The sequence below is a fragment of the Micromonospora eburnea genome, assembly GCF_900090225.1.
Classification (GTDB): Bacteria; Actinomycetota; Actinomycetes; order Mycobacteriales; family Micromonosporaceae; genus Micromonospora; species Micromonospora eburnea.
This window is the reverse complement of the sequence record NZ_FMHY01000002.1, coordinates 730,326-743,020: the sequence shown is the minus strand read 5'-3', so window position 1 is coordinate 743,020 and position 12,695 is coordinate 730,326. Positions and strand designations below refer to the sequence as shown.

At 71.3% G+C, this 12,695-nt stretch carries 11 protein-coding genes; 6 read left to right on the top strand and 5 right to left on the bottom strand.

All coding sequences use genetic code 11. From position 1 onward, the window contains the following. Positions 1-1,070 precede the first annotated feature (1,070 nt). The 3 genes from mycP to GA0070604_RS03755 are packed head-to-tail and all read left to right on the top strand — an operon-like array spanning position 1,071 to position 3,540. Positions 1,071-2,210, top strand: coding sequence for a type VII secretion-associated serine protease mycosin (gene mycP, locus GA0070604_RS03765; RefSeq protein WP_377593682.1), 1,140 nt, complete (start codon positions 1,071-1,073; stop codon positions 2,208-2,210). Positions 2,211-2,220: 10 nt separating this feature from the next. Next, complete coding sequence (locus GA0070604_RS03760; RefSeq protein WP_091114170.1) at positions 2,221-2,877, top strand: Maf family protein; 657 nt, start codon at positions 2,221-2,223, stop codon at positions 2,875-2,877. Positions 2,878-2,886: 9 nt separating this feature from the next. After that, the gene (locus tag GA0070604_RS03755) at positions 2,887-3,540 is read left to right on the top strand and encodes an O-methyltransferase (protein WP_091114167.1); all 654 of its coding nucleotides are present in this window, start codon (positions 2,887-2,889) and stop codon (positions 3,538-3,540) included. A gap of 98 nt (positions 3,541-3,638) precedes the next feature. On the opposite strand, the gene GA0070604_RS03750 is transcribed toward GA0070604_RS03755, so the two are convergent. The 4 genes from GA0070604_RS03750 to GA0070604_RS03735 form a co-directional block, all read right to left on the bottom strand. Further along, positions 3,639-5,039 carry an MFS transporter gene (locus tag GA0070604_RS03750; protein ID WP_091114163.1) on the bottom strand — a complete coding sequence of 467 codons (1,401 nt, stop codon included), beginning with the start codon at positions 5,037-5,039 and terminating at the stop codon, positions 3,639-3,641. Between the two features lie 127 nt (positions 5,040-5,166). Continuing rightward, a complete protein-coding gene (locus GA0070604_RS03745; protein WP_091114161.1) occupies positions 5,167-5,922 on the bottom strand; it encodes an ABC transporter permease in 756 nt (251 codons plus the stop codon). Positions 5,923-5,939: 17 nt separating this feature from the next. Next, positions 5,940-6,899, bottom strand: a complete 960-nt coding sequence (locus tag GA0070604_RS03740) for an ATP-binding cassette domain-containing protein (RefSeq protein WP_091114158.1) — start codon at positions 6,897-6,899, stop codon at positions 5,940-5,942. Positions 6,900-7,019: 120 nt separating this feature from the next. After that, on the bottom strand, positions 7,020-7,628 hold the full coding sequence (locus GA0070604_RS03735) for a PadR family transcriptional regulator (RefSeq protein ID WP_091114154.1): 609 nt from the start codon (positions 7,626-7,628) through the stop codon (positions 7,020-7,022). A 146-nt stretch (positions 7,629-7,774) separates the two neighbouring features. Here GA0070604_RS03735 and GA0070604_RS03730 point away from each other — a divergent pair, with 146 nt between their 5' ends. Continuing rightward, on the top strand, positions 7,775-9,526 hold the full coding sequence (locus tag GA0070604_RS03730) for an acetyl/propionyl/methylcrotonyl-CoA carboxylase subunit alpha (RefSeq protein ID WP_091114150.1): 1,752 nt from the start codon (positions 7,775-7,777) through the stop codon (positions 9,524-9,526). 87 nt (positions 9,527-9,613) lie between these two features. On the opposite strand, the gene GA0070604_RS03725 is transcribed toward GA0070604_RS03730, so the two are convergent. Next, positions 9,614-10,510 (bottom strand): LysR family transcriptional regulator ArgP, encoded by an 897-nt coding sequence (locus GA0070604_RS03725; RefSeq protein ID WP_091126883.1) that lies wholly within the window; start codon positions 10,508-10,510, stop codon positions 9,614-9,616. A gap of 70 nt (positions 10,511-10,580) precedes the next feature. On the opposite strand from GA0070604_RS03725, the gene GA0070604_RS03720 reads away from it, so the two are divergent. After that, positions 10,581-11,186 carry a LysE/ArgO family amino acid transporter gene (locus GA0070604_RS03720; RefSeq protein WP_091114146.1) on the top strand — a complete coding sequence of 202 codons (606 nt, stop codon included), beginning with the start codon at positions 10,581-10,583 and terminating at the stop codon, positions 11,184-11,186. 69 nt (positions 11,187-11,255) lie between these two features. Beyond that, complete coding sequence (locus GA0070604_RS03715; RefSeq protein WP_091114143.1) at positions 11,256-12,695, top strand: GuaB1 family IMP dehydrogenase-related protein; 1,440 nt, start codon at positions 11,256-11,258, stop codon at positions 12,693-12,695.

Below are 12,695 nucleotides of genomic sequence, written 5' to 3'. Positions count from 1 at the left end.
ACCCGCGCCGACCTCAAGCCGATCTACGACGAGTACGCCGCCAAACTCCAACAGAAGCAGGCGTACGAGGCGACGCTCGCGGACCCGAAGGCGGTGGCCGGCAGCCGCCTGCCCGAACGGCCGCCGGTGACGGACGCGGACCTGGAGCAACTGAACATCCGGGCGCGGAGCCTGATGACGGGACTGAGCGGAGAACTCCAACAAGCCCAAGTAATGCTCCGCCAACCCCCACCCGCACCCAAGACATGGCCTGGACGAGAGCACCTCGACCCCGACGTCTACGGCAGCGCCGTCACTCCAGTTCTCCCACCGATCGTGCCAGTACCAATGGCATCTACTGGCCCTGAGTCACGAGCAAGCCGCAGATCGACTACGACTAGACCAGTTTCGCTGCCGACCGCCCCGCAGCCAGGGGTGGCATCTGGACCGGGGCCTGTCCTCGGTGGGGTCGACACCGGCCTCGCGTCTACACACGGCGGCCCGAACTTGCCGGGCACCTCACCACCCTCAGCGTCGGCCGGCAGCGTAGGAGTGCCACCAAGCCTGCCGCCGGTTTCCCATGCCGTAGGTCGTGTACCCAACTTTGGCTCCCAGAACGGACAACCGAATACAGCCAGCCGCTCAAATTCCGGAGGCGAGACTCACACCACTTCGCCTCGGCCGATGCCGCCAGGCGGCCTAATCGGCGGCACACCAGGACTCCGCGAATCCGGAGGGGGCGCAGTCTCGCCTCGCAGGGTCAACCCAGTAGGCGGCGTAATTGGGGGTGGCGGTGCAGGAACAGCACCGACAGGTGCTGCGGGTTCCCGCCCGGGTGTTGGCCGCGCCTTCCCTCCGAACGGGATGAGTGGCATGCCCCCAACGGGAGGCACGCTGGGAATAGGCCCACGAACATCGAACACCGGAGGGCCAGTCGGCCGGCCGGGCCGGAGCGAGCAAGGCGAGGTCAGGACTCATCGCTGGGACCCGGACAACCCGTGGGAAACCGACACTGGGGTCAACCCGGTTGTTCGCCCACCGAATGACCAAGATCCAATCGACCCTGGGCCTGCCATCGGCCTCGATCGGTGATGCAATATCGCATCTCCACCGCCTTTGGAGTTCTCATCGCCTTAATGCAGATAATCATGCCGGCGGTAACAGCCTCGGCCGCACCTCAGCCGTCCGGAGCCGAACAGGTCCGGGCAGATGAGTGGCACCTCGGTTTTCTGGGGGTAGCGAACGCCAACAGAATTAGCCGTGGCGCAGGCGTTACGATCGGCGTGCCAGACACCGGCGTGGATCCACATCCCGACTTGGCCGATAACCTGCTGCCTGGAATTGATATGACGGCGAGCGGCGACGGACGACGGGATCTGGATGGCCACGGCACTGCAATGGCTGGCCTCATTGCGGCCCATGGCCAAAGGGACGGAACTGGGACACTTGGCATAGCCCCAGAGGCGAAAATATTACCGATTCGCGGAAAGCCAGTCAGCGATGGAGGACACGCCGAACAGCTTGCGGCCGGCATAGAATATGCAGTACGACAGGGAGCGGACGTCATTTGCATCTCTGCCGTCACCCAGAGAAATGCTCGACTCGAACACGCGGTGAAAATGGCCCTCCGCGCAAATATTGTCATCGTCGCGGCAGCTGGAAATCGCCCGGATGACACAAGTGTGGGCTATCCTGCTTCTCAGGATGGCGTTATAGCCGTTGCCGGCGTTGACCGTCTCGGCAGGCACGCCGCAGTGTCAGTGACCGGGCCCGAGATCGATGTTGCGGCCCCTGCTGTCGACATCTACAGCACAAGTTATGACGGTAAGTACTCCAAGGGCACGGGAACTTCGGCAGCAACAGCCATCGTTGCCGGGGCCGCTGCCCTCGTCCGCTCGAAGTTCCCCAACCTGCCTGCTCGGGAGGTTGCGCATCGGCTGACTGCCACCGCTATCGACAAGGGACCGCCCGGCCGTGACGACGAGTACGGCTACGGCGTCATCGATCTGGTCGCCGCGCTCACCGCGGACGTGCCTCCACTCGGCTTCGAGTCGGTGGCGGCCACCCCACCCGCCTCGGCGCAGGCGACGGCACCGGGCGACAACGCAGGCGACGGCGCGACGGCGCGCGGGCTGGCGACGTTGGGCGTACTGGTGGCGGCGGGTGGCGGCTATCTGGTGTGGCGTCGTCGTCGCCGTGCCGACGACCCGCCGCCACGGATCAGCCGGTAGCGTCGGTGGGGTGTTGAGTTCCCTACCGCTGCGCCTCGTGCTCGCCTCGCAGAGCCCTGCCCGCCGCAAGCTGCTCCAGGCCGCCGGGATCGAACCGGACGTGTTGGTGAGCGGCGTCGACGAGTCGCAGGTGGTCAGCGACCGGGCAAAGGAGTTGTGCCTGGAGCTGGCCCGGCTGAAGGCGCAGGCGGTGCTGGGCCGGCTGCGCGCCACGCCGGACGAGCAGACGTTGGTGCTCGGCTGCGACTCGGTGCTGGCTTTCGACGGCGAGATCCTGGGCAAGCCGGCGGACGCGGCGGACGCCACCCGACGGTGGCAGCGGATGCGTGGGCGTAGCGGAGTGCTGCACACCGGGCATTGCCTGATCGACGCGGTCCACGAATCGCGGGCGGAGGGGGTCGCCTCGACGACGGTGCACTTCGCGGACATCAGCGACGAGGAGATCGCCGCGTACGTGGCGACGGGCGAGCCGCTGGCGGTGGCTGGGGCGTTCACCATCGACGGGCTGGGCGGGGCGTTCCTGACTGGCATCGAGGGTGACCCGGGCACGGTGGTGGGGTTGAGCCTGCCGCTGCTGCGTACGCTTCTCGGCGAGCTTGGGCTGAGCGTCACCGACCTGTGGACGAAGGTCGCGCCCGGCGGCCAGGAGATCGAACATCTCGGCTAACGTCCGACCATGAGCACGAAACCGTTGCCGCTGACTCCGGAACTGCACGCCTATCTTGTGGCGCACGGTTCCACGCCCGACGAGATCGTCCGGGAGTTGGCCGAGGAGACCTTGGCCGCCCTTCCCGCGCAGGCTGACATGCAGGTCGCACCGGAGCAGGCCGCGTTCCTGACCTTCCTCACCCGGCTGCTGGGTGTACGGCAGGCGGTGGAGGTGGGCACGTTCACCGGGCTCTCCTCGTTGGCGATCGCCCGGGGCCTCGCCGAGGGTGGCCGGCTGACCTGCTTCGACATCTCCGAGGAGTACACCGGGATCGCCCGCCGCTACTGGACCCGGGCCGGCGTGCAGGACCGGATCGACCTGCGGATCGGCCCGGCCGCGGAGACGCTGCGCCAGTTGCCGCAGGAGCGCTACCTGGACTTTGCCTTCATCGACGCCGACAAGGTCGGCTACCCGGTCTACTGGGACGAGTTGGTGCCCCGGATGCGGCCGGGCGCGGTCGTCGCGGTGGACAACACGCTGCGTGGTGGCCGGGTACTCGCCCCGCAGAACGCCGACGACCGGGCCATCGCCGCGTTCAACGACGAGATCCTCTCCGACGTCCGGGTTGACGTGGTCATGCTGCCCATCGCCGACGGGGTGACGCTCGCCAGAGTGCGCTGATCGACTCGGGTTGCGGCATCCTGCGGTGTCAGGCGCTGGGGAGACCACAGGTTGCCGCACAGCGAGTCGATCAAGCAAAGAGCGAGCGGGTTGGGCGGTCAGGCCGGGCGCGGGGCGCGTAGGACGCGGCCGAGCCGCACGGTGAGCAGCACGGACGCCGCGATGAAGCCGGGCAGCAGCAGGAAGGCGAGGTGCGGTCCGACCCCGTCGGCCACCCAACCGAGCGCGACCGGCGCGATCCCGAAACCCACCCCCATGGAGTACGACGACCAACCGGCCGCCTTGTCGGCGGCCGGCCCGGCGACGGCGAGCGCGATGGAGATTGCGAGGGGGTAGTGCAGGGCGTTGCCCAGGCCGAGCACGACCAGCCCGGTGACCGCGAGCCAGCCGATCGAGGCGGACCAGAACAGGGCGAACCCGGCCAGGGAGACGGCCAGCGCGCCGAGCAGCAGCGGCACCGGCGGCCAGCGCAGCGCGAACCGGCCGCCGGCCAGCCGGCCGACGAACATGCCGCAGACGATCGCGGCGACGGCCGCCGAGGCGCTGCCGGTGTCGAGCCCGGCGTGGGTACGGAGCACGTCGGCGGTCCAGAGTGACAGGCACACCTCGATCGAGCCGGTGGCCGACATCAGCACCCAGGCGATCCAGTACGCCGCCGACAGCCGGCCGGCCGCGCGGGTGCCGGCGGCGGATACACCGGTCCCGGCCGCGCCATCGGCGGGTGCGCCGATGCCGGCCAGTCGGGCGCGCACAGGGGCGGGCGGGCCGGCGGGTGCCCCGTCGGCCGGCTCCGCCCCCGCCGAGGCGGTCGCCCGGGCGGCAGACGACGCGGACACCCCGACGGCATCGACGGCATCGACGGCATCGACGGCATCGACGGTAGTCGAGGCGCTCACCACGGCCGGGGCGGCGGCAGCCGCGGCAGCGGGGGCGGCCTTCGGCAGGCGTACCCGGAAGGTCAGGGCGGCGAGGGCGACCAGCGCGATCAGCCCGACCTCGACGGCCATCGCCGGCCGCCAGCCGTGGCCGGCGTCCACGGCGGTGCCGATGACGAGCGGCGCGAGGATGCCCATGCCGGCGCAGGCGGCGTTGGCCTCGGTGAGCGCGGCGGGCGCGGCGGGTCCGTGGTGGGCGGTGAGCACTACGTTGACCCCGCTGATCACCATCATGCCGAAGGTGGCGATCACCGCGACCGCGGCCAGGGTGGCGGGCAGCGGGCGGAGCAGCCCGAGGGCGGCGACGCCGCCGGCCACGCCGGTGAGGCCGAGCCAGATGGCTGGGCCACGGCCGAGGCGGCGGGCGGCCGGCGCGAAGAGGGCCCCGCCGATCAGCGCGCCGACCGCGATGCCCGTGCTGTGCAGGCCGGCGACGGCGGCGCTGGTGCCCTGTTCGTCGCGGAGCAGGGGTACGACTGGGCCGAACCCGTAGAGGAAGAAGCCCCAGAGCCCGAGCTGGGCGTAGGCGAACCAGGTCGTCCTGTCACGGGTGAGGCGGGGCACCGGTACACGCTACGCGCGCAACCCCGGTGCCCCGCCGCTGCTGAGAGGCAGCTCTCGTCCGCTCAACGGTGGTGAGAGGGGAGCCCTTCTCTACCGCTGGCGTTAATAGGGGGCCCTTCCTTTCAGCTCAGCGGACGCTGCGGGCGAACTGCCGGGCGGCCCAGACCACGCCGGCGACGGCGAGCACCGCGATGATCGTCAGCCCCTGCCAGACCTTGTCGTTGCTGAGGTCACCGGCGAAGAGCGCCCGGACCCCGTCGACCGCCCAGGAGAACGGGTTCCAGTTGGCGATGCCCTGGAGCCAGCCGGGGGCCAGAGCGAGCGGCAGCAGGATGCCGGAGAGCAGCAGCACCGGCTGGGCGACGGTGTTCATCAGCGGGGCGAGCGCGTCCTCGCTCTTGACCTTGAGCGCGACGCCGTACGAGACGGCCGAGGTCATCAGCGCGATCAGGGCCAGCATCAGGTACGCCAGCAGCAGGTAGCCGATGAAGACGCGCAGGTCGAACAGGAGCGCCAGGAGCGTGATGATGATCGCCTGCGCGATCAGCGAGACCACGTCCCGCAGCGAGCGGCCGAGCAGCAGGGCGAGCCGGCTGACCGGGGTGACCCGGGACCGTTCGATCACCCCGGCGCGCAGCTCGGCGATCAGGCCGAAGCCCTGGAACAGGCCGCCGAAGATGGCCAGCAGCACCAGCAGGCCGGGAACGAAGATCTTGTACGCCGCGGCCTGGGTCGGCGCGTTCAGCGCCGCCTTGAGCAGCGGGGCGAAGAGCAGCAGGTACATCACCGGCTGGAAGACTCCGACGAAGACCCAGACCGGGTTGCGCAGCAGGAGCTGGGTCTGGCGCTGGAAGATCAGCCAGGTGTCGCGGGCGAATTTCATGACAGCTTCTCCGGAGGTCAGGACTCGCGCAGCGAGCGGCCGGTCTTGGTGAGGAAGACGTCGTCGAGGCTGGGGCGGTGCAGCTCGATGGAGCGCAGGTCCAGCCCGGCGCCGTCGAGACGGCGCAGCACCTGCGGGATGGCGGTGGCGCCCTCGTCCACATAGAGCCGCAGGCCGCCTTCGTCGACGGTCTCCAGCTTGTTGACGTACGCCTCGCTGTCGAGCAGCTCGGCGGCGCGCGGGGTGATGGCGGCGTCGAGACCGACCTGCACCACCTCGCCGGAGATCTCCCGCTTCAGCTCGGCCGGGGTGCCCTCCGCGACCACCTCGCCGTGGTCCATGATCGCGATCCGGTCGCAGAGCGCGTCCGCCTCGTCCAGGTAGTGCGTGGTGATGAAGACGGTCATCCCCTCGCTGCGCAGCCGGCGGATCTCGTCCCACATGTGGGCGCGGCTCTGCGGGTCGAGGCCGGTGGTCGGCTCGTCGAGGAAGACGATCTTCGGCTCGTGGATGATGCCGAGCGCGATCTCCACCCGGCGGCGCTGGCCGCCGGAGTACGTCTTGCACTTGCGGTCGGCGTACTCGGTGAGCTGGAAGGCGTCCAGGGCCCGGGTGGCACGCCGGTGGGCCTCGGCCTTGGAGATGCCGTAGAGCCGGGCGTGGAGCACCAGCTCCTCCCGGGCGGTGGACTCGTCCCACGTGCTGCCGCCCTGGGCCACGTAACCGATCCGGCGGCGCACCTCGGCCGGATCCTTGCGCAGGTCGGCTCCGGCGATGGTGGCCTCGCCGCCGTCGGGCTCGATCAGGGTGGCGAGCATCCGCAGGGTGGTGGTCTTGCCGGCCCCGTTGGGGCCGAGGAAGCCGAAGATCTCCCCCTCGGCGACGTCGAGGTTGACGCCCCGGACCGCGTCCACGGTCTTCGTCTCGCGACCCGCGCGGGAGCGGAACGACTTCCGCAGCCCCCTGGTCTCGATCATGTCTGCTCCTGGTCGTCCGGGCCGGGCGTGACCGGCCGCCGATCGTCCACACAGAGGGCACGCGGCTCCCCTGCGGTGGCGCCGAGACTAACGCGATATAGCTCTTGTGGTCAACGTTGATTATTCCGCGTTGTGGCCGTCGGGCGCCCCGCCCGTCCAGCCGGACCAGCCCTCGGCTCCCTCCATTGCAGAGGGCAGGTACGACACTCCCGACTCGATCCGCTCGGCGATCCGGTCACACCAGGCCATCTCCGCCTCGCCCCGGGCCAGCCACAGCTCGAACATCCAACCGACGTGCACGGGCTTGCGGTTGCGCACCCAGTCCGACTCCAGCGAGGCACGCATCGACTCGATCCCGGCCCGGATCAGGTTGGCCCGGTTACGCAGGGCCGCCGCCGCCTCGTCGCGCGGCATCGCGGGCAGGAAGGAGAACGCCGCCGCGAAGGGGTCCGGCGGCTCGTGCAACTGCCACCACTGCGCCCGTAGCAGGGCCTCGAACTCCTCGTCACCCTTGGCGGTCACCTCATAGGTGGTGCGGGCGGGACGGGAGCCGACCTGCTCCGTCGACACCGCCCGGAGCAGCCCCTCGTCGGTGAGCTTGCGCAGCGCGTGATAGATCGACCCGGGTTGCACGTTGGCCCACTTGTCCGCGCCCCAACTCAGCAGCTCACGGCGTACGTCGTAGCCGTGCACCGGCTGCATCCACCTGGCCAGGCCGAGAATCATCATCCGTGTTGCCGACACCGGACAAGCGTAATAAGCAAATTTGACTAAAGCGCGATTGGGGGGTGCCCTATCCCACACTGAGCGATCGTTAGGGGCCGAGGGCCGGCCGATAAACTCCCGGCATCGACCTCCGGGGAGGAGCCACCAAGATGCGCAAGGTACTCATCGCAAACCGCGGCGAGATCGCCGTACGCGTCATCCGCGCCTGCCGCGACGCCGGCCTGGCGAGCGTCGCCGTCTACGCGGACTCCGACCGGGACGCCCTGCACGCCACCCTGGCCGACGAGGCGTACGCCCTGGGCGGCGACACCGCCGCCGACAGCTACCTGCGCATCGACAAGCTGATCGACATCGCCGCCCGGTCGGGCGCCGACGCGGTGCACCCCGGCTACGGCTTCCTCTCCGAGAACGCCGACTTCGCCCAGGCCGTCATCGACGCCGGGCTGACCTGGATCGGCCCGACCCCGCAGGCGATCCGCGACCTCGGCGACAAGGTGACCGCCCGGCACATCGCCCAGCGCGCCGGTGCACCCCTGGTCCCCGGCACCCCGGACCCGGTCGGCAACGCCGACGAGGTGATGGCCTTCGCGATCGACCACGGCCTGCCGGTCGCCATCAAGGCGGCCTTCGGCGGCGGCGGGCGCGGCCTCAAGGTGGCCCGCACCATGGAGGAGATCCCGCAGCTGTTCGAGTCGGCCACCCGCGAGGCGGTCGCCGCGTTCGGCCGGGGCGAGTGCTTCGTCGAGCGTTACCTGGACCGGCCCCGGCACGTCGAGGCGCAGGTCCTCGCCGACCAGCACGGCAACGTGATCGTGGTCGGCACCCGGGACTGCTCACTCCAGCGGCGGCACCAGAAGCTGGTCGAGGAGGCCCCCGCACCGTTCCTCACCGACGCCCAGCGCGCCCAGATCCACAACAGCGCCAAGGCGATCTGCCGGGAGGCTGGCTACCACGGCGCCGGCACGGTGGAATACCTGGTCGGTGTCGACGGCACCATCTCCTTCCTGGAGGTCAACACCCGGCTCCAGGTCGAGCACCCGGTCACCGAGGAGACCGCCGGCATCGACCTGGTCCGCGAGCAGTTCCGCATCGCCGACGGCGAGAAGCTGCGCTTCACCGAGGACCCGACCCCGCGCGGGCACGCCATCGAGTTCCGGATCAACGGCGAGGACCCGGGCCGCAACTTCCTGCCCGCCCCGGGCACGATCACCGCGCTGCGGCTGCCGAGTGGGCCGGGCGTCCGGGTGGACACCGGCATCTCGGCGGGCGACGTGATCGGCGGCAACTTCGACTCGCTACTGGCCAAGGTGATCATCACCGGGGAGACGCGTACGGAGGCGCTGGAGCGGGCCCGCCGGGCGCTGGACGAGATGGTCGTCGAGGGCATGGCCACCGCGCTCCCGTTCCACCGCCTGGTGGTCCGGGACGAGGCGTTCACCGCCGAGCCGTTCACCGTGCACACCCGGTGGATCGAGACCGAGTTCGACAACACCGTCCCGGCGTTCACCGCCCCGGCCGGCGCGGTCGAGGGCCCGGCCGAGCGCGAGACCGTCGTGGTCGAGGTCGGTGGCAAGCGGCTGGAGGTGGTACTGCCCGCCGGCCTCGGCGCGGGTACGGCCTCCGCCGCGCCCGCCGCGAAGAAGCCGGCCCGCCGGGGTGGCGGCGCGAAGGCCGGCGCGGCGGCCAGCGGCGACACGCTCACCTCCCCCATGCAGGGCACCATCGTCAAGATCGCCGTCGGGGACGGGGACACCGTCGCCGAGGGCGACCTGGTCGTCGTCCTGGAGGCGATGAAGATGGAGCAGCCGCTGCACGCCCACAAGGCGGGCACCGTCAGCGGCCTGGCCGCCGAGGTCGGTGCGGTCATCACCGCCGGCGCCCCGATCTGCACCATCGCCTGAGCGGTAAGGAGGGGCCCCTTCTTAACGTCTCCGGCATAGGAAGGGCCCCCTCCTAACAGCGCAGCCCGGACTCAGCGGAGCGCGACGTCAGCGGAGCGCGACGGCCGCCTCGGCGCGGACGGCGTCGGTGAGGGCGTCGAGGAGCCGGGACTCCAGGCGCCAGTGCTGCCAGTAGAGCGGCACGTCGACGTGCCGCCCCGGATCGAGATCGAGGCAGGAGCCGTCGGCCAGATCCGGCTCGGCCAGCCGCTCCGGGACCAGCCCCCAGGCGAGGCCGCACCGGATCGCCTCGCTGAACGCCGGCACCGACGGCACGTGGTGCACCGGCGGGTCGAGTTCCCGGCCGGTCACCGCCCGCAGGAAACGGTGCTGGACCCGGTCCTTGCGGTCGAAGACGAGCACCGGCGCCCTGGCCAGCGCCTCGACCGCCAGCCCGTCGGGAAACCAGCGGGCGACCAACGCCGGGGCGGCGAGCGCCCGGTAGCGCATCGCACCGAGCGGGCGTACCCGGCAGCCCTGCACCGGCTCCCGCTGGGCGGTCACCGCCGCCAGCACCGCGCCGTCGCGCAGCAGCTCGGCGGTGTGGTCCTGGTCGTCCTGGCGTACGTCGAAGCAGACCGCCAAGTCCGCCGGGACCCGGGCCAACGCGGGCACGAACCAGGTGGCCAACGAGTCGGCGTTGACCACCACGGGCACCCGGGTGGGCCCGGCCGCCCCGTCCACCACGCCGCGCGCCTCGGCGACCGCCTCCCGCTCCAGCAGCGTCAACTGGACCGCCAGGCGGAGCAGCGGCTGCCCCGCGTCGGTCGCCTGGCAGGGGCGGCTGCGCCGGACCAGCACCTGGCCGACGACCTCCTCCAGCGCGCGGATCCGCTGGCTCACCGCCGACGGGGTGACATGCAGCACGCGCGCCGCACCCTCGAAGCTGCCCTCGCCGACCACGGCGGCCAGGGTGCGTAGCTGGGTCGTGTCGAGCCCTTCCATCAGCACATCTTATGGAGCTTCAGAAAGATTAGTTGGACTGCACCTGGCGCCGGTCCCTAGCTTCTGACCCGTGCCCGACCCACTCCCCTCGGCCGTCGCCGGGTTCTCCGTATCGCTCGCGTTGATCGTCGCCATCGGCGCGCAGAACGCCTTCGTGCTCCGTCAGGGGCTCCGCCGTGAGCACGTGCTGCCCGTGGTGGTCGTCTGCGCCGCCTCGGACGCCCTGCTCATCACCGCGGGCATCACCGGCCTGGGCACCGCCGTGGCGGACCGGCCGGGGCTGCTCTCCGCCATCCGCTGGGCCGGGGCCGCGTTCCTGCTCGGGTACGCCGTGCTCGCCGCCCGCCGGGCGCTGCGTCCGGGCACCCTCACCCCCACCGACCGTCCCCCGACCACCCTTCGGGCGGCCCTGCTGGCCTGCCTGGCCTTCACCTACCTCAACCCGCACGTCTACCTCGACACCGTGCTGCTGCTCGGCGGCGTGGCGCAGCAGTACGAGCAGCGTTGGGCGTTCGGCGTCGGCGCGGCCGCGGCCAGCGCGGTCTGGTTCACCGCACTCGGCGTCGGAGCACACCGGCTGGCGCCGTTGCTCGCCCGTACCGCCGCCTGGCGGGTGCTCGACGGCGCGGTCGCCGTCGTGATGACCGGGACCGCCGCGGCGCTGCTGCTCGGTTGAACGCGACCGGAGGGTGTTTTCCGTGACCATCGCGGGCCGGGACGGGTGACGGCCGGGAATGATGTTCCGGTGCGGTTCCTTCATGGCGCGGTTCCCGCGCACGACCTGACCTACAACGACGTCTTCATGGCCCCCAACCGCTCCGAGGTGGGCTCCCGGCTCGACGTCGACCTGGCCTCCGGAGACGGCACCGGCACGACCATCCCGCTGGTGGTGGCGAACATGACGGCCGTCGCCGGCCGGCGGATGGCCGAGACCGTGGCCCGCCGGGGTGCCGTCGCGGTGATCCCCCAGGACATCCCGATCGAGGTGGTGGCCAACGTCGTCGCCTGGGTCAAGCAGCGGCACCTGGTGCACGACACGGCGATCACCCTCGGCCCGACCGACACCGTCGGCGACGCGATCCACCTGCTGCCGAAGCGCGCGCACGGCGCGGTGATCGTGGTGGACGAGGCGGGCCGGCCGCTCGGCGTGGTCACCGACGCGGACACCGTGGGCGTGGACCGCTTCGCCCAGCTCCGGCACGTGATGTCGACCGAGCTGCACACCGTGCCGGCGGACGCGGACCCGCGTACCGGCTTCGACCGGCTCTCCGCCGGGCGGCGGCGGCTCGCCCCCGTGGTGGACGCCGAGGGGCGGCTGGTCGGCGTGCTGACCCGGCCGGGCGCGCTGCGCGCCACGCTCTACAAGCCGGCGGTGGACGACCGGGGCCGGCTGCGGATCGCCGCCGCGGTGGGCATCAACGGCGACGTGACCGGCAAGGCCAGGGCACTGCTGGAGGCCGGGGTGGACACCCTGGTCGTGGACACCGCGCACGGCCACCAGGAGCGGATGCTCTCCGCGCTGCGGGCGGTCCGCAAGCTCGACCCGGCCGTTCCGATCGCGGCCGGCAACGTGGTCACCGCCGACGGCGTACGCGACCTGGTCGAGGCCGGTGCCGACATCGTCAAGGTCGGTGTCGGGCCGGGCGCGATGTGCACCACCCGGATGATGACCGGCGTGGGCCGGCCGCAGTTCTCGGCGGTGCTCGACTGCGCCGCGGCGGCCCGGTCGCTGGGCCGGCACGTCTGGGCCGACGGCGGCGTACGGCACCCCCGGGACGTGGCGCTGGCCCTGGCGGCGGGCGCCTCGAACGTGATGATCGGCTCCTGGTTCGCCGGCACCTACGAGTCCCCCGGCGACCTTTACACCGACGCGGACGGCCGGCGCTACAAGGAGAGCTTCGGCATGGCGTCGTCCCGGGCGGTCAGCGCGCGTACGGCCGAGGACAGCGCGTTCGAACGGGCCCGGAAGGCGATCTTCGAGGAGGGGATCTCCTCGGCCCGGATGTACCTGGACCCGACCCGGCCGGGTGTGGAGGACCTGATCGACGAGATCGTCTCCGGGGTACGCAGCGCCTGCACCTACGCCGGTGCGCGCAACCTGGAGGAGTTCCACGAGCGGGCTCTGGTCGGCGTGCAGAGCGCCGCCGGCTACACGGAGGGCATGCCGCTGCCGACGAGTTGGTGA

Coding starts and splice junctions, on each gene's coding strand:
- GA0070604_RS03745 (WP_091114161.1), bottom strand. CDS start 5,922: ATGAAATTCGCCCGCGACACCTGGCTGATCTTCCAGCGCCAGACCCAG.
- GA0070604_RS03725 (WP_091126883.1), bottom strand. CDS start 10,510: ATGGAAGGGCTCGACACGACCCAGCTACGCACCCTGGCCGCCGTGGTC.
- GA0070604_RS03730 (WP_091114150.1), top strand. CDS start 7,775: ATGCGCAAGGTACTCATCGCAAACCGCGGCGAGATCGCCGTACGCGTC.
- GA0070604_RS03735 (WP_091114154.1), bottom strand. CDS start 7,628: ATGATGATTCTCGGCCTGGCCAGGTGGATGCAGCCGGTGCACGGCTAC.
- GA0070604_RS03740 (WP_091114158.1), bottom strand. CDS start 6,899: ATGATCGAGACCAGGGGGCTGCGGAAGTCGTTCCGCTCCCGCGCGGGT.
- GA0070604_RS03755 (WP_091114167.1), top strand. CDS start 2,887: ATGAGCACGAAACCGTTGCCGCTGACTCCGGAACTGCACGCCTATCTT.
- mycP (WP_377593682.1), top strand. CDS start 1,071: ATGCAATATCGCATCTCCACCGCCTTTGGAGTTCTCATCGCCTTAATG.